Raw genomic sequence first — 16105 nt, 5'->3', positions numbered from 1 at the left:
GCCTGCCTATCGCGAACTGCTGTTTCTCTACGCCGTGGCGCGCGATCTGGCTGAGCGCGACACGGGCGATCGCCACAGCGTGGACCTGCTCTTGCCGGTTACCGATGTCTCGGGCGTTGAGCCGGCTGAGCCTGTGCGCCACAACGCCATCATCGAGCCCTTGATGGCAACGCGCCCGATCAAGGCTCAACCGGAGGTCAGCCCCAGCATCAGCCTGGATCTGCACCTTGAGGATCTGCAGGCCCCGCAGCCCCCTGATCGCCAGGGTTGAGCTGGCCTGCGGGCCGCTATGGGGCCACTTACAAACCGTAATCGCCGTCGCCCTGGTGGTTGTTGGGCGATTGCATGGCCTGCATGATCAAGGCGCGCGTCAATCGATCCGAGATCAGCTCGGCAAACGCCAGCACGAACTGACGCAGATAGGCGCCGCGCTTGAAAGCCAGGCGCGCCATATTGGGCCCGAACAGATGGCCTACAGGGCGCCAGACCAGTTCGCTGCCCGGTGTGCTCATCATCGGGTCGTCCTTGACGGCCATCTCCGCCACCAGCCCTATGCCCAGGCCCAGACGGGTGTAGGTCTTGATCACGTCGGCATCGATGGCTTCCAGCACCACATTGGGCGTCAGGCCTCGCTGGGCAAAGGCCTGGTCGATGCGCTTGCGGCCCGTGAATGACGGGTGATACGAGATCAGCGGCTCGGCGGCCAGTTGCTCCAGCGTGAGGCGTGGTACCTGCGTCAGCGGATGCGAGGCCGGCATCACCACCACGTGCTGCCATTCGTAGCAGGGCAGGGTGACCAGTTCCGAGAAATCGCTGAGCGATTCCGTGGCCAGGCCGATGTCGGCGGTTTCGTCCAACACCATTTGCGCGACTTGCTCGGGCGTGCCTTGATGCAGGCTGACCGACACCTTCGGGAACTTCTTGCGCAAGGCCGCGACCGGCTCCGGCAACACGTAGCGGGCTTGCGTATGCGTAGTGGCGATCGACAGGGTGCCTGCATCCTGCATGGCGTATTCATCGCCAATGCGCCGCAGATTCCCCAGTTCGCGCAGGATGATGTCGATGGACTGCAGCACTTGCTGGCCGGGCTCCGTTACGCGCTTGAGGCGTTTGCCGTGGCGAACGAAGATGTCTACGCCCAGTTCCTCTTCCAGTTCCATGATGGCCTTGGAAATGCCGGGCTGCGAGGTGTGCAGGGCCTTGGCGGTTTCCGTCAGATTGAGGTTGCGGCGTGCAGCCTCATAGACAAAGCGGAACTGGTGCAGGTTCATGACGATGGCTCCCGATCAGTCTTCCGGCTGTGCGAGCTGCCAGGCGGCATCCACGAGGCCTTGGATCAGCACATCCGTCTCGCCGACAGCCTGGCTCAATACCCAACGCACATCGGGATGTTGGCGGCTCATGTCTTCGAGCAGTTGGGGGATGTCCTTGCGCACATGACCGCCGGCCCCCAGGAACAAAGGCACAACCGTGATACGGGTGCAGCCTTTGCGAACCAGGTCCGAGGCGGCTTTGGCTATGCTGGGTGACATGAACTCCAGGTAGGCGAGTTCGACCTCGTCGCCACTGGCCGCGGCACGTTCACGCAGTCGGTCTGCCACAGTTTCGAAGGGGCGAGCCCAGGCCGGGTCGCGTGCGCCATGGGCAAACAGCAGGATGCCGGATCGGTTCATGAGGTGTATCTCTTGTGGTGATGGAGGCTTGATGCCATCGTCAGCGATAACGCACCAGCCAGACGAAGGCCGACATCGACAGCAGCAGGTAGATCGCGCTGGGTGCCGCAGCAGCCAACCAGGGCTGCCACTGATGCAACAGGCCCAGGTGGCTGGAGATGTGGTTGATCAGCACGAAGCTGATGCCCAGCATGATGCCGCCGAAGATCTTGAGGCTCATGCCCCCACTGCGTGCATGCAGGTAGGCAAACGGCAGCGCCAGGGCCACCATCACCATGCAGACCAGCGGGTAGAAGGTCTTCTTCCAGAACTCGATCTCGTAGCGTTGAGCTGCCTGGGCGTTGGTGGCCAGATGCTGCGTGTAGCGCCACAGTGCTGCGGTAGACATGGTTTCGGGTGGCAGCACGGAGGCGGAGACCACCAGCGGCGTCAGGCTGCTTTGCCAGTCCATGGTCAGCGGGCGTGTCTCGGCAATGATCTTGCTGCCCTCCAGCACGGCTTGCTCGCCGACCATGTCGTGAGATGTCCAGCGGGTGTCCAGTACGTTTTCCATGTGCCAGATCGAGCCTCTGGCGGTGGCATTGCCCAGCGCTTCAACATGGACCTTCTCGGCTGCAATACGTCGGATCAAACGTCCTTGCGCATCGAACTCGAATATCCGAACGTGCGCAAATTCGCCCTGGCTGTTGGCTGCGCCCACATTGACCGTGATGTTGTGGAAGCCCGATCCGGGGACTTCCCGGCGCTCACGCAACCAGGTGCCGCCATGCCCCAGGTTCAGCCCTTGCCGGGAACTGAATTTGGCGCGATGCAGGGCCAGTTGCGCTTCCGACCAGGGCACGTACCAGTTGCCGACGAACACCATGATCATGGCCGCTGATACGCCCAACACACCCAGCAAGCCCAGTGCCCGCCCTGGGCCCAGGCCGCCAGTGCGCAAGATGGTGAACTCGGATGTTTGCGCCATGCGGGCCAGCGCCAGGATGCTGCCGATCAGCAAGGCGATGGGGAAGAGGTCGTAAAAGTGGGCGCCCTGCAGGAGCAGGCAGGTCCACAGGGCATCGACCAGACGGTATTGGTGTCGACCCACGTCTTGCAGTTCTTCAACGAAGTCGATGAAGAAGAAGAGGGCAGAGAAGGCCAGGATGACGAAGCCCACGTGGGAGATCACCGATCGGAAGATCAGCCTGCGAACGGTGTTCATGCTTGGCTCCCCTTTGTCTTGAGTCGGGCAGCCGGGCCGGTCTTGCGCGCAACCGATTGCCCGGGCAGCAAGGCACCATCACGCCACCAGATGACAGCCAAGGCGCCCAGCGTCAGGCCGCCATGCACCAGCAGCAGCCCAGTGAGCCAGCCCAGCTTGCCCTGCACAACCCAGTTCTGGCTGAGGCTCAGCAGGTTGAAGTACACGACGAAAACCAGCAGGGCGTAAACGAGATTCCAGTTGCTGTTGCGTCGGGCGTTGCCGGCCGCCAGGCTGAGCCCCGCGAGCACCATGTTCAAGGCGGCCCAGACGAGGCCGAAGCGCCAGTTCAGTTCACCCGCCGCGTCCTTGTTGTTGTGCAGGCCCAGCAAGGCGTGTGTGGACAGAGATCGCACGTCCGGTGCCAGCTTTTGCGGATCCACCACTTCGCCGACCAGAATGCGCGCGGCCTCGAACTTCGACAGCGTCTTGTCGCCGGTCGTCAGGTCGGTTTGGGTGCGTTCGCCCTGGTTGAGCACCAGGTAGCGAGACTCCTTGTCCACCCGCAATTGCCCTTCACGCGCCGTGACCACGGACTCCTGGCCTTTGTCCGTCAACACCATGAAGACGTTCTTGCCTGTGTGCTGGCCGTCGCTGTGGCTGTCGATGAAGAACACGCGCTTGCCGTCGCTGGACGTCTGGAACTGCCCGGGCGAGACGCGCGCCATGTCCGAGCGCTTCTCGAAGCGGTATTTGAGCACCTGCGTCTGGCTTTGGGCCCAGGGGCGGGCCACCAGCGTGGAAAACGCCACCACGGCCAACACGGGCCAGGCCATGCGCAGCAGCGGCGCCACGAAATTGAACTGCCGTGCACCACTGGCCTGCCACACCACCATCTCGCTGTCGCGCCACAAACGGCTGAGCACGGACACCACGGCCACGAACAAAGCCAGTGCGATCAGGATGGGCAATTGGCCGATCACGGTGTAGCTGAGCACCAGGCTGACGTCAGCCGGCGCAAAGGCACCTTTCGTGGCCTGGCCCAGGATGCGGATGAGCACCATGGTCAGGACCACGGTCAGCAGCACGACGAGCGTGCCGATAAAGCTGCGCCAGAGTTCACGGCGCACGGAGGAATCGAATAACATTGGTCAGATCAAATCAATCCGTCCATTATGGACTTGCACTGCATGGACTACCGCTCCACCGTGGCCGAAGGGCCCGCTCTGTCTCAGGTCAACGCTGACGCACTGCTGCTGGTTCTGACCAGCGATCAGGCCGTTACGGGCGATGCAGTGCTCGATAAATTGATCAAGGACGCCGTGGCGGCCGATGATTTCGCCCTGAAGGCGGGCCGCGCACTGTATATCCATCGTCCTGCAGGCGTGAAGGCGGCTCGCCTGGTGTTGCTGGCTGCGGCAGATGCCAAGCCCAAATCCTACAAGGCCGCCGTGGTCAAGGGCTTGGCACAGGTAAAGGAGCTGGGTGCCGCGCATGTGGCTGTGGCGTCAGGCAAGGGCCTGGCCCTGTCGGCAGACCATGCCAAGGCCCTGGCACTGGGTGTGGCTGATGCCACTTATGTGTACCGCCACACCAAGCCCAGCGCGTCCAAGGCTGGTGCGCTCAAAAAGGTGACGGTAGTGTCCACCCAGGCGGATGCCGCTGCCGTGAAGGCGGGGCTGGCACAAGGCCAGGCCGTGGCCGAGGGTGTGGCCCTGGGCCGCGAACTGGGCAACCTGCCAGGCAACTACTGCACGCCTACCCATCTGGGCAACGAAGCCAAGCGCCTGTCGCGCGAGTTCAAGCACATCAAGGCTGAGGTGCTGGACCGCCGCGCCATCGAAAAGCTGGGCATGGGCTCCTTCCTGTCCGTGTCCAACGGTTCGGCCCAGCCTCCGCGCTTCATCATCTTGCGCTACCAGGGTGCTGCCGCTTCGCAAGCACCTGTGGTGCTGGTCGGCAAGGGCATCACATTCGATACAGGCGGCATTTCGATCAAGCCCGGTGCGGGCATGGACGAGATGAAGTTCGACATGGGCGGCGCTGCCAGCGTGCTGGGCACCTTCCGCGCCGTGGCCGAACTCAAGCCCAAGATCAACCTGGTCGGCCTGATCCCGACCTGCGAAAACATGCCCAGCGGCTCATCGACCAAGCCGGGTGATGTGGTCACGAGCATGTCTGGCCAGACCATCGAGGTGCTCAATACCGACGCCGAAGGCCGCCTGATTCTGTGCGATGCCCTGACGTATGCAGAGCGCTTCAAGCCTGCTGCCGTGGTGGACATCGCCACCCTGACTGGCGCCTGCGTGGTGGCCCTGGGTAACGTGCACAGCGGCCTGTTCTCGGCCGACGAGCAACTGGCTGGCGCCTTGCTGGAAGCAGGGCAACAGTCGCTGGACACCGCCTGGCGCATGCCACTGGACGAAGAGTACGGCGAGTCGCTCAAGAGCAACTTTGCCGATCTGGGTAATGTGGGGGGACGCGAAGGTGGCGCCATCACGGCGGCCGTGTTCCTCAGCAAGTTCACGAAAGCCTACCGCTGGGCTCACCTGGATATCGCAGGCTCGGCCTGGAAGTCCGGTGGCGCCAAGGGCGGGACAGGTCGCCCGGTTGGCCTGCTGACGCAGTTCATCCTGAACCAGGCCGCCGCGGGCAAGGATGCCATTGCGCCCCAGTTGGCCAAGACAGCCAAGGCGCAGGGCAAAGCCACCGCGGGTAAAACAGCTCGCAAAGTGGCAGGCAAGACCGCTCGCAAAGCGCCGGCCCGCAAAGCCGCTGCAAAAGCCTGAGGGTGAGCACTGGCATGGGCAAGGTTGAGTTTCATCACGGTGTGGGCGACAAGCTGTCGTACGCCTGCCGCCTGCTGCGCAAGGCCTACAAGGCCGGCGCACAGGTTGTCGTGACCGGCGACGCAGCCACGCTGCGCACGCTGGACAAGCAGTTATGGGTGTTCGATGACCAGGAGTTCCTGCCACACGTGATGGCTGTACCCAATCAGCCCGTGCCGCCGCGTCAGCATGAAACGCCGATCTGGCTGTCGGTTGATCCGGCTGCCGCGCCGGGCGAGCGCAGCATCCTGGTCAACGTGGGCCAGGAGATGCCAGCTGGCATGGAGCGCTTTCCGCGCCTGTTCGACATCGTCAGCAGCGCGCCCGATGACCGGCAACTGGGTCGCCAGCGCTGGAAAGCCTATGCCGCCATGGGTTGGCAGGTTCAACCGCATGAGGTCAAGGAATGAGTGCCGCTGCCCAACCCAATCCGGCCCAGGTGCCGACGCTGACCGAGGTCATCGAACTGCTGTCGCCAGCGCCGGTGCGTGGTGATGGTTTGAACAGTGCCCCGAGACCAGATGCCCCTAGCCAGGGCACGCCGGAGGCTGCACCCATTGTGACGGGCGGCCTGATGACCAGCCAGCAGCGCGAAACCTGGTCACCGATGACCACGGTGGTCGTGCCTTCGCTGGAGTCCGTCCGCAATCCTTCGATGGTGTCCTTGGCCGATCTGCCCGTGCTGAATGCCGTGGTGGCACCGCCCGAGCCTGCTGCCAGGACAGCGCCACAGGTTGCGCAGGTGGCATTGCCGGCATCCGCGCCTGTGCTGGCCGAGCCCGTGCTGCCTGAAATCAACGAAGCCCAGTTGGCGCAACGCGTGCTGACCGATGTGCAGCGCCAGATCGACGGCATGCTGGACTTCCGCCTGAAAGAGGCCATGGGCCCCATTCTGGCCAAGCACAGCGAAGCGCTGGTGCGCGACCTGCGCGAAGAACTCAGCCGCACCATGCGAGACGTGGTGGCCCGCTCTGTCACACAAGAAATCGCCAAGCTGCGGCAACGCTGAGCTTCGGCCCCTTGTTTGTTTCCAACCAATCAGTTTTGAGGTAGACCTGATGTCTGGATCTGTACTGTCTGTTCAAGCGCGCGTGGCATTGGTTGCTGCTGTTGTCGCCACTTTGACGGCGCCCGCTGCTCAAGCCCAAACCGTGGTCAAGATCGGCCATGTCGGCCCTGTATCCGGCGCCCAGGCGCACTACGGCCGGGACAATGAAAACGGTGCACGCATGGCCGTGGATGAGCTCAACGCCCAGAAGCTGACGATTGGCGGCAAGAAGGTCACGTTCGAACTGGTGGCCGAAGACGACGCCGCCGATCCCAAGCAAGGCACGGCTGCCGCACAAAAGCTGTGTGATGCCAAAGTCAACGGCGTGGTCGGTCACCTGAACTCCGGTACGACGATCCCTGCGTCCAAGGTCTACAACCAATGTGGTCTGCCCATGGTCACACCGTCGGCCACCAACCCCGAGCTGACCACGCTGGGCTACAAGAACGTGTTCCGTCTGCTGGCCAACGACCTGGCTTTGGGTGCCGGCCTGGCCAACTACGCGGCAGACACGCTCAAGCTCAAGAAGGTCGCGATCATTGATGACCGCACCGCGTACGGCAAGGGCGTCTCTGAAGTGTTTGCCAAGGTGGCCAAAGAGCGCGGCATCGAGGTGGTCAGCCAGCAGTACACGAACGACAAGGCGGTGGACTTCAGCGCCATCCTTACTGCCATCAAGTCCAAGAAGCCCGATGGCATCTTCTTTGGCGGCATGGACCCGCAAGCCGGCCCGATGCTGCGCCAGATGCAGCAGCTTGGTTTGAACAAGGCCTACCTGTTCGGTGGTGACGGCATCTGCACAGACAAGCTGATGGAGCTCTCCAGTGGTGCTAAAACCCTGGCCAACGTGGTGTGCGCCGTGGGGGGAGCCTCGCTGGACAAGTTGCCTGCCGGCAAGGCCTGGCGTGCGCGCTATGAGGCCAAGTTCCCCAAGCAGTTCCAAGTCTATTCACCCTACACGTATGACGCCACCATGGTGCTGGTAGATGCCATGAAGCGCGCCAACTCGGTCGACCCGAAGGTGTACGGCCCCAAGCTGGTCGAGACCAACTACCAGGGCGTGACCGCCAAGGTGATGTTCGAACCGAACGGCGAACTCAAGAACCCGGCCATGACGCTGTATAGCTACAAAGAAGGCAAGAAGGTGCCTTTGAACTGATTGGTTCGGAAATGGCCCGAAACCTTGCTACAATAGCGGGCTTCGGAGAGGTGGATGAGCGGTTTAAGTCGCACGCCTGGAAAGCGTGTGTAGGTTAATCCCTACCGCGGGTTCGAATCCCGCCCTCTCCGCCAGGAACTTGAGAGCCCCAAAATCCCAGTCAAATCAATGGCTTGCGATTCTGGGGCTTTTCTCATTTCCCCCACGCTTTTCCCCAACGTTGGACTTCCTCAGGGTTCATGTCCGAGGAGGCCTAGGGGACGGCTAGAAAGCGCTGTTCGCTGCCAATAGCAGCAGGACCAGGGCCACTAGCAGCGAGGCTGCGAGATTGCGCACCTGGAGCTCCAGTTGGGATTACCTCTGGTCATCCGTTGCGTAGCAACATAAAACTTTACCTACCCCATCCCCCCATTGAGGGCCGCTTGGCGCTCATGGGGCGTTGTGGTCCTCGTAGCATTCGGGCACGCCTGTGCAGATAGCAAGGCTTACACACACCGACTTCAGGAGGACAAGTGAACCATTTGCCGTTTCATTCGTATATGACCGTTGTGGCCCTTGCGGCTTGCCTTGTTGGCTGCGGCGGTGGTGGCTCATCTGGTTCTTCCAATGAGGGGTCGGGCGCTTCACCAAGCACATACACAGCCGCTACGCCGGTGGTCGGTAGCTCTCGGGTCTACAGCATCTCAACAATAGACAACTCACAAAACACGATCAATGAGACTGCGAAGGACACCATTGATTCTGTCAATGCTGATGGGTCCTTTCAATCTACGGAGACGGACCCAAACAACAACTCGGTTACTGTGGGCGGGACGGTTTATTCGGTTGGCACAACCATTTCCACGCACAACGCCTCGCATCAGACTTTGACGACTGTTCACAGCAGCTCTTCTGGCGGCTCAACGACGACATGCACGTTCAGTCCATACTCAGGCGGAGCCCCCAATCCATTTTTTGTGGGCGAAACTTGGACTACCCAGTACTCAGAAACATGCGGAACGACGGCCCCCACCAGCTACACCCATAGTGGTCAGGTTATGGGCTTGGAGTCTGTGACGATTCCGGGGGTAGGGACTTTCTCCACAGCCAAGATTCAATCAACTTTGGTCTGGACAAACTCCGCAGGAACGACGACAACCGAGACAATCACAAACTGGCGTGACACGGGAAGTGGCTTCTCAGTCAAGCAAGTTTCATCGTTCTCCCGTACAGGGACGGTGCCCACGAACGGTTATGCAATTTCTCGAACTAGCGTCCTGAAAAGTATGTCTTCAGGGTCCTGATTCCGATTTCTTAAACGCTCCTGTCTCACTGGAAGCTGCTGCTTGAGCCTTGCGGGCTTCTTTGGCGGCCTAGTCCATGGCGTCGCCACCAGACGCACGGTACGGAGAAGGCCGCATGGGAGAAGGCAGCCACAGCGATGTGCGAGGCTTGGCGTGTGCTTCTTTTGAGTGAAGCAAGTCACACGATCATTCGTTCTGTAAGGCTACAAATTGCAGGGGTATTACAAAAGCGCTACCATGCACTTGCCTTGATTCAAGGCCCGGCTTTACCTCCCTGAGCCGGTAGTGCATCGTGATGACAGCGTTGCGCTTTGCGCCCGCCGGTCCTTCGGACCTGCGGGTTTTTTCTTGGCCGATGCGATCAAGGCCTCAGGCCTTTTTGCGGAACACCAGATCCCACACCCCGTGGCCCAGCTTCAGTCCACGGTTTTCGAACTTGGTCAGGGGGCGGTAGGCAGGCTTTTCTGCATAGCCTTCGGCCGTGTTGACCAGGGTGGGTTCGGCTCCGAGCACCTCCAGCATTTGCTGGGCGTAGGGCTCCCAGTCGGTGGCGCAGTGCAGATAGCCACCGGGGGCCAGATGCGTCACCAGCTTGGCTACCAGAGGTGACTGGATCAGGCGGCGCTTGTTGTGGCGCTTCTTGTGCCATGGATCCGGGAAGAAGATGTGGATGCCAGCCAGCGAGCCTGGAGGGATCATGTTTTCCAGCACCATGACGGCATCGTGGCGGATCACCCGCAGATTGCTCAGGCCACGGTCGCCAATCTGCTTGAGCAGGGCGCCCACGCCGGGTTCATGAACCTCGCAGCCGATGTAATCCGTGTCGGGTTGGCCTTCGGCAATCTTGGCTGTGGCGTCACCCATGCCGAAGCCGATTTCCAGTACCACAGGGGCCGTGCGGCCGAACGTGGCAGGGAAGTCCAGCAACTGCTCCTGATAGGGCATCAGGAAGCGTGGGCCCAGTTCCGCCAGTGCCTTGGCTTGCGCCTCGGTGGTACGGCCGGCGCGCATCACGTAGCTGCGAATGGTGCGGGCGTGCGGGGGCAGGTTGCCCAGGTCTGGCCCGTCAATTTGGCCGGAATGGGCTTCAACGGCGTCGGTCGGGGCGCTGGCTGTCGCAGCGTCGGGGAGGCCGTCTTCGGCGTCCAGGGGGCGGTTACTGTCTTGCATGCCGTGGATTTTAGTCGGGGTGGCTGGGGTGGTCCTTTCGGCGCATCAGACAAAGCTTTACGTCCAGACACGGGGGGGCTTGTCAGCCGCCGTGCTTTTCCAGGCGTTGGAGCTTGCATGACCCTGTGTTCGCCCCCATATGCGGCACATGGCAACATGCCTGGACGGCCGAGACATGGCGGCAGTCGGGCGGTTAACGAGGGTGCGATGCACAAAGCAATGAAGGTGATGTGGATGATGCGTTTGCTTCGGCAGGCGGGCATGGCGGCCATGCTGGCGGGCTTGTCGGCTGGGATCGGCTTGCCAGCTTGCGCGCAGGCAGCAACTGCCGAAGTGCGCATGCCCTCACTGGAAGGGCAGCGCTTCGAGGAATCGACCGTGCTGGGTGATCGCACGCTGCGCCTCAATGGTCTGGGCTTGCGCGGCGTCGCCTGGGTGAAGGCTTTTGTGGCTGGTTTGTATGTGGCCGCGCCCAGCAAGGATGCGGGCCAACTGCTGGCCATGCAAGGCCCCAAGCGCATTCGCCTGAAGATCATGCTCGATGCGCCCAGCCACGAGCTCACCAAGTCGCTGACAGGGCGAATCGAGGATCATGAACCGCCTGAGGTACTGGCCAAGTTGGGCGATCGCCTCTCCAGGCTGGCTGCCCTGATCGACAGCGTGGGCGATCTCAAGTCCGGTGACGTGCTGGATCTCGACTTCATTCCCGACAAGGGCGTGCATTTGCGCGTCAATGACAAAGCAGTGGGGGCAGCGGTGGCCGGCGATGACCTGTATCGAGCCGTGCTCAAGATCTTTGTGGGCGAGTATCCGGTGGACCGTCGCATGAGGGAGGGCTTGCTGCGTGGAGGCTACTGAGTTGTCGGACGACCCTCATCTGGATCGCTTCATTGATGCGCTCTGGCTGGAGGATGGTTTGAGCAGCAATACGCTGGCCGCATATCGGCGAGATCTGCAAGGCCTTGCGCAATGGCTGACCGCGCAAAAGCAGGGGCACACCTTGGTCACGGCCACCGAGCCAGATTTGCAGGGTTATGCCACGGCGCGCCATGCTGCGTCCCAGCCTTCCTCTGCGGGGCGGCGCTTGAGTGTGTTTCGGCGTTTCTACCGTTGGGCGGTGCGCGAGAGCCTGTGCACCGCTGATCCCACTGTGCGCATGGACACACCGCGCCAGCGCTTGCGTTTGCCCGGCACGCTCAGTGAGCATCAGGTCGAGGCTTTGCTGGGGGCGCCCGATATCCACGAGTTCATCGGATTGCGAGACAGGGCCATGCTGGAGTTGCTCTACGCCAGCGGCTTGCGGGTCAGCGAACTGGTCGAGTTGAAGTCTGTGCACGTTGGCATGAATGAAGGTGTGCTGCGCATCATGGGCAAAGGCAGCAAGGAGCGTCTGGTGCCCTTTGGGGCCGAGGCGGGCGAGTGGCTGGCGCGGTATCTCAGCCAGGGCCGGGGGATGATCCTGGGCAACCAGGTCAGCGATGCCTTGTTTGTGACGGGGCGTGGCGGCCCGATGACCCGCCAGATGTTCTGGAAGCTCATCAAGAAGTACGCCATGCTGGCAGGCATCACGCAGCCCTTGTCGCCACACACCTTGCGCCATGCATTTGCCACGCACCTTCTGAACCATGGCGCCGATCTGCGCGTGGTGCAGATGCTTCTGGGGCACGCCGATATCTCGACCACGCAGGTCTACACGCACGTGGCGCGCGAGCGCTTGCGGCAGTTGCATGCTCAGCATCACCCCAGAGGGTGATCGCTTTCGGCTTCAGTCCACGCCCAGCAGGAAGGCCAGTTCGTCGTCGGTGAAGCCGGCTGCCTTGCGGGCCGCTTCATTGAAGGGTGGCCGCATGCGAGGGGCGTCGTATTGCTTGACCAGTTGTGGGTAGAGGCTGAGGGCATCCAGCCCACGTTCCTGGCACAGATGGTGGAACCAGCGGTTGCCGATGGCCACGTGGCCCACTTCGTCGCGCAGGATGATGTCCAGAATGGCCACGGCCTGATGATCGCCGGCGCGTGTCAGCTTGTCTTGTATCAGTGGCGTGGCGTCCAGCCCTCGGGCTTCCAGTGTGCGAGGTACCAGGGCCATGCGCGCCAGGATGTCATCCTTGGTTCTTTCGCACATGGTCCACAGGCCGTCGTGTGCATCGAAATCGCCGTAATCGGCCCCCAGCGTTTGCAGATGCGTGCGCAGCAGCGTGAAGTGCTCGGCCTCTTCCGCGGCGACCTGTAGCCAGTCGGCATAGAACGCGGCAGGCATGCCTGCAAAGCGCCAGACGGCGTCCAGCGCCAGGTTGATGGCGTTGAATTCGATGTGGCAGATGGCGTGGAGCAGGGCGGCCCGGCCTTCTGGCGTGAACGGCGAGCGGGAGGGTACCCGTGTGGCCGATACCAGCGCGGGCCGGGCAGGGCGCCCGGGCATGGATGGCGCCTGATCGGCGTGCAGTTCAAGGGATTCCTGGCGCTCGGCCTCGTCGAGGTCTGCAGTCGGGTGAGCTTGAACGTAGGCCGTTCGCAGGGCCAATGTGGCGGTGGCCTTGGCTTGGGGATCGCAGATCAGCAGGATCTGCAGTGCTTGGTGTCTCAGGCGCATCCCGCTATTTTGCGCCTGAGCCGTATCGATTCGGCTGGGGCTTAGTCCGCCCAGACCACCCAGCCCATGTTCGCCGATACCAGAATGAAGATCCCGAAAGCGATGCGGTACCACGCGAAGGGGATGAAGTTGTGGCTGGACACATAGCGGATCAACCAGCGCACGCAGATCCAGGCGGACAGGAAGGCAAACACCAGGCCGACGCTGAACAGGGGCAGGTCATCGGCGGAGAGCAGGGCGCGGTCCTTGTAAAGGCTGTAGGCGCCGGCGCCGACCAGGGTGGGGATGCCCAGGAAGAAGCTGTAGTCCGTTGCAGCTTTGCGCGACAGGCCCATCAGCATGCCGCCGATGATGGTGGAGCCGGAGCGGCTGGTGCCGGGGATCAGCGCCAGGCACTGAATCAGGCCCACCTTGATGGCGTCCATGGGCGTCATGTCGTCCACGGTTTCAACGCGCTGTTGTGGGCGCTGCGCGGCAAAGCGCTCGGCAATCAGGATGATCACGCCACCCAGGATGAAGGTGGTGGCGACCACGGTCGGTGTGAACAGGTGCGCCTTCACGATCTTGCCCACAGCCAGCCCCATGATCGCAGCGGGCAGGAAGCCGATGAGCACGTTGATGGTGAAGCGTTGTGCCTTGGGATCAGAGAACATGCCGGCGAGGGTGTCCTTGATGCGTTGCATGTAGACCAGAATCACCGCAAAGATGGCGCCGGTCTGGATGGCGATCTCGAAGACCTTGGCTTTGTCCGATCCAGTTGCGCGCGCGAACTCCAGCAAGGAGTCGGCCAGGATCAGGTGACCTGTGCTCGAGATGGGCAGGAACTCCGTGAGGCCCTCCACGATGCCCATGAGGGCGGACTTCATGAACAGCACCATATCCATGGCTGGCATCCTGCAAGAGTCAATGGGTGCCGCATCTTAGGGCAGGCCGCAGATGGGTATTAGCCCGGCTGGCCCCAGGGACAGGGGGGCTTGTCTAAACTGCGCCACATGTCTGCCGTACCCCATTCCCATTTACAGAACTTTGCGTGGTCACCCGAGGCCGATCGCTGGCGCAATCGCTATGCGGGTTTGAGCGAGCAACTTCAGCGTGAGCGCGGTGTGGCCTTGGGCTCTGCCTGGCAGGGCGATGCTTTGCCCATGCCGCAATGGGTTGTGCTCAATCAGGTGCTGGCGCGTGATCTGGATTGGCCAGAGGACTGGTACCAGGGGCAGCAAGCCTTGAATGTGTTCAGCGGTAACACCGTGTGGCCGGGCATGTCGCCCTTTGCCTCGGTTTACAGCGGGCATCAATTCGGCGTGTGGGCCGGGCAACTGGGCGATGGTCGTGCTTTGTTGCTCGGTGAGCTCGATAGCCCGATCGGCCCTCAAGAGGTGCAACTCAAGGGCGCGGGTGCGACACCCTATTCGCGCCGAGCGGATGGCCGCGCTGTGCTGCGCTCATCCATCCGCGAGTTCCTGTGTAGCGAGGCCATGCATGGTCTGGGCATCCCCACCACGCGGGCCTTGAGCCTGGTTGCCTCTCCACAACCGGTGCGTCGAGAGACCATCGAGACGGCGGCGGTGGTGGCACGTGTGGCACCTAGCTTCATCCGCTTCGGGCATTTCGAGCACTTCGCGCACAGCGGGGAAGAAGGGCATCACGAGGCCTTGCAGGCTCTGGTTGATTTTGTGGTCACTCACCACTACCCCGAGTTGCAAAGCTCGCCCAATCGTGCCCTGGCCCTGCTGGACGCGGTGGTAGCGCGTACGGCTGAACTGATGGCGCACTGGCAATCGGTCGGGTTCTGCCATGGCGTGATGAACACCGACAACATGTCCATCCTGGGGCTGACGATCGATTACGGGCCTTTTGGTTTCCTGGATGCCTTCGATCCCAACCACATCTGCAATCACTCGGATGACCGGGGGCGCTACTCGTGGAACAACCAGCCGCAGATCGGCTACTGGAACCTGCGCGCGCTCGCGCAGGCCCTGCTGCCCTTGATCCCCGAGGCCAAGGACGACAGCCAGATCGTGATCGACGTGCTGCAGACCTACGAGCAGCGCTTCCCTCAGGCCATGCGCGCGCGCTGGCGCGCCAAGCTGGGCTTGCAGACGGAGCAGGAAGATGACGGCAAGCTGGCTGTCGAGTTGCTGCAGGCCATGGCTGCGGGCAAGGCCGATTTCACGATCACCTTCCGGCGCCTGTGTGAGTTTCGCAGCGATGTGGCGCCCGATCATCCCGCTAACGCGCCGGTACGCGATCTCTTCCTGGACCGCGCAGCCTTCGATGCCTGGGCCTTGCAGTACGCCGAGCGCCTCAAAGCCGAGGGCAGCGTGGATGCAGAGCGTGCGGTGCGCATGCGTCGCGTCAACCCGGTCTATGTGCTGCGCAACCACATGGCGCAAGTGGCCATTCAGCAAGCGCAGAAGGGCGACTACAGTGAGGTTCAGCGCCTGTATCAGCTTCTGCAAACGCCGTTCGATGAACAGCCGGGCGCCGAGGCCGATGCAGGTTTTCCGCCCGACTGGGCTCAGGCCATTGAAGTTTCCTGCTCATCATGACCGACTACAAAGTCAAGAAGACCGACGCCGAATGGCGTGCCCAGCTCGATCCCATGGACTACCAGGTTACTCGCCAGGCGGCGACCGAGCGCGCCTTCACCGGCCGCTTCTGGGATCACTTTGAAGATGGCGCCTACAAGTGCATTTGCTGTGGCGCCAAGCTGTTCGAGTCCGATACCAAGTTCGATGCGGGCTGCGGTTGGCCGAGCTACTGGCAGCCCGCCGAGGACGGCATTGTCGAGCGTGTGATGGACCACAGCCATGGCATGACCCGTGTTGAAGTGCGCTGCCAGAACTGCGGGGCGCACCTGGGCCATGTGTTTGATGATGGCCCCCAACCCACGGGTGAGCGTTTCTGCATCAACTCGGCCGCGCTAGACTTCGTGCCGCGCGACAAGTAGATCGCGGTAACTTGCGGCCCGGTGATCGGGCCGTCCAACTCATGAAGATCTTTTTCGACCTGCTGCCCATCATCCTGTTCTTTGCCAGCTTCAAGTGGGCAGAAGGGCACAAGGATCTGGTCGCGCATTGGATGACGCAGCACCTGGGTTTTGCCGTGTCGGGTGGCGCGGTGGGCGTGACGGAAGCGCCCGTGCTGCTGGCGAAGATCGGAAGAGCGTCG

16 protein-coding genes, 1 tRNA gene and 1 pseudogene are annotated in these 16105 nt (G+C 62.1%); 11 read left to right on the top strand and 7 right to left on the bottom strand.

What is annotated here, in order from left to right; genetic code table 11:
* Nucleotides 1-271: hypothetical protein (locus EPO09_RS04960; protein ID WP_290640770.1), on the top strand; the 271-nt coding region annotated here is incomplete at its 5' end.
* 28 nt (nt 272-299) lie between these two features.
* On the opposite strand, the gene EPO09_RS04955 is transcribed toward EPO09_RS04960, so the two are convergent.
* Genes EPO09_RS04955 through lptF form a run of 4 tightly spaced genes read right to left on the bottom strand, consistent with a single transcriptional unit; the run spans nt 300 to nt 4004 of the window.
* The gene (locus tag EPO09_RS04955) at nt 300-1271 is read right to left on the bottom strand and encodes a CysB family HTH-type transcriptional regulator (protein WP_290640768.1); all 972 of its coding nucleotides are present in this window, start codon (nt 1269-1271) and stop codon (nt 300-302) included.
* 15 nt (nt 1272-1286) lie between these two features.
* Complete coding sequence (locus tag EPO09_RS04950; RefSeq protein WP_290640766.1) at nt 1287-1673, bottom strand: CbiX/SirB N-terminal domain-containing protein; 387 nt, start codon at nt 1671-1673, stop codon at nt 1287-1289.
* Nucleotides 1674-1713: 40 nt separating this feature from the next.
* Entirely contained in the window at nt 1714-2877 is a 1164-nt protein-coding gene (gene lptG / locus EPO09_RS04945) for an LPS export ABC transporter permease LptG (RefSeq protein WP_290640764.1), read from the bottom strand.
* Complete coding sequence (gene lptF / locus EPO09_RS04940) at nt 2874-4004, bottom strand: LPS export ABC transporter permease LptF (RefSeq protein ID WP_290640762.1); 1131 nt, start codon at nt 4002-4004, stop codon at nt 2874-2876. The genes lptG and lptF overlap by 4 nt, the downstream gene beginning before the upstream one ends.
* Nucleotides 4005-4046: 42 nt before the next feature.
* Here lptF and EPO09_RS04935 point away from each other — a divergent pair, with 42 nt between their 5' ends.
* The 5 genes from EPO09_RS04935 (at nt 4047) to EPO09_RS04915 (ending at nt 8025) form a co-directional block, all read left to right on the top strand.
* Nucleotides 4047-5645 carry a leucyl aminopeptidase gene (locus EPO09_RS04935; protein ID WP_290640760.1) on the top strand — a complete coding sequence of 533 codons (1599 nt, stop codon included), beginning with the start codon at nt 4047-4049 and terminating at the stop codon, nt 5643-5645.
* A gap of 14 nt (nt 5646-5659) precedes the next feature.
* Entirely contained in the window at nt 5660-6094 is a 435-nt protein-coding gene (locus EPO09_RS04930) for a DNA polymerase III subunit chi (RefSeq protein ID WP_290640759.1), read from the top strand.
* The gene (locus EPO09_RS04925) at nt 6091-6693 is read left to right on the top strand and encodes a hypothetical protein (RefSeq protein ID WP_290640757.1); all 603 of its coding nucleotides are present in this window, start codon (nt 6091-6093) and stop codon (nt 6691-6693) included. Before EPO09_RS04930 ends, EPO09_RS04925 begins: the two co-directional genes overlap by 4 nt.
* A 64-nt stretch (nt 6694-6757) precedes the next feature.
* Nucleotides 6758-7891, top strand: coding sequence for a branched-chain amino acid ABC transporter substrate-binding protein (locus tag EPO09_RS04920; protein WP_290640772.1), 1134 nt, complete (start codon nt 6758-6760; stop codon nt 7889-7891).
* A 44-nt stretch (nt 7892-7935) separates the two neighbouring features.
* Nucleotides 7936-8025, top strand: a tRNA-Ser gene (locus tag EPO09_RS04915).
* Between the two features lie 1518 nt (nt 8026-9543).
* Here the strand turns inward: EPO09_RS04915 and trmB are convergent.
* Nucleotides 9544-10344 carry a tRNA (guanosine(46)-N7)-methyltransferase TrmB gene (gene trmB, locus EPO09_RS04910; protein WP_290640755.1) on the bottom strand — a complete coding sequence of 267 codons (801 nt, stop codon included), beginning with the start codon at nt 10342-10344 and terminating at the stop codon, nt 9544-9546.
* 207 nt (nt 10345-10551) lie between these two features.
* Between trmB and EPO09_RS04905 the strand changes: the two genes are divergently transcribed.
* Both EPO09_RS04905 and xerD read left to right on the top strand, forming a co-directional pair.
* Nucleotides 10552-11202, top strand: coding sequence for a chalcone isomerase family protein (locus EPO09_RS04905; protein ID WP_290640753.1), 651 nt, complete (start codon nt 10552-10554; stop codon nt 11200-11202).
* 1 nt (nt 11203) lies between these two features.
* Nucleotides 11204-12097 carry a site-specific tyrosine recombinase XerD gene (gene xerD / locus EPO09_RS04900; protein WP_290640751.1) on the top strand — a complete coding sequence of 298 codons (894 nt, stop codon included), beginning with the start codon at nt 11204-11206 and terminating at the stop codon, nt 12095-12097.
* Between the two features lie 12 nt (nt 12098-12109).
* Here xerD and EPO09_RS04895 read toward each other — a convergent pair whose 3' ends face one another.
* Together EPO09_RS04895 and EPO09_RS04890 are read right to left on the bottom strand one after the other, a co-directional pair.
* Entirely contained in the window at nt 12110-12934 is an 825-nt protein-coding gene (locus EPO09_RS04895; protein WP_290640749.1) for a ferritin-like domain-containing protein, read from the bottom strand.
* A gap of 41 nt (nt 12935-12975) precedes the next feature.
* The gene (locus EPO09_RS04890; RefSeq protein WP_290640747.1) at nt 12976-13818 is read right to left on the bottom strand and encodes an undecaprenyl-diphosphate phosphatase; all 843 of its coding nucleotides are present in this window, start codon (nt 13816-13818) and stop codon (nt 12976-12978) included.
* A 108-nt stretch (nt 13819-13926) separates the two neighbouring features.
* Here EPO09_RS04890 and EPO09_RS04885 point away from each other — a divergent pair, with 108 nt between their 5' ends.
* The 3 genes and pseudogenes from EPO09_RS04885 to EPO09_RS04875 form a co-directional block, all read left to right on the top strand.
* Nucleotides 13927-15483 carry a YdiU family protein gene (locus tag EPO09_RS04885; protein WP_290640745.1) on the top strand — a complete coding sequence of 519 codons (1557 nt, stop codon included), beginning with the start codon at nt 13927-13929 and terminating at the stop codon, nt 15481-15483.
* A complete protein-coding gene (msrB, locus tag EPO09_RS04880) occupies nt 15480-15884 on the top strand; it encodes a peptide-methionine (R)-S-oxide reductase MsrB (RefSeq protein ID WP_290640743.1) in 405 nt (134 codons plus the stop codon). Before EPO09_RS04885 ends, msrB begins: the two co-directional genes overlap by 4 nt.
* 41 nt (nt 15885-15925) lie before the next feature.
* Nucleotides 15926-16105, top strand: a pseudogene (locus EPO09_RS04875) (septation protein A); the annotation flags it as partial.

The organism is Aquabacterium sp. (assembly GCF_004297345.1).
Taxonomy (GTDB): domain Bacteria; phylum Pseudomonadota; class Gammaproteobacteria; order Burkholderiales; family Burkholderiaceae_C; genus Aquabacterium.
Note: the sequence above shows the minus strand (reverse complement) of the source record. Positions and strands in the feature narration are given on the sequence as shown.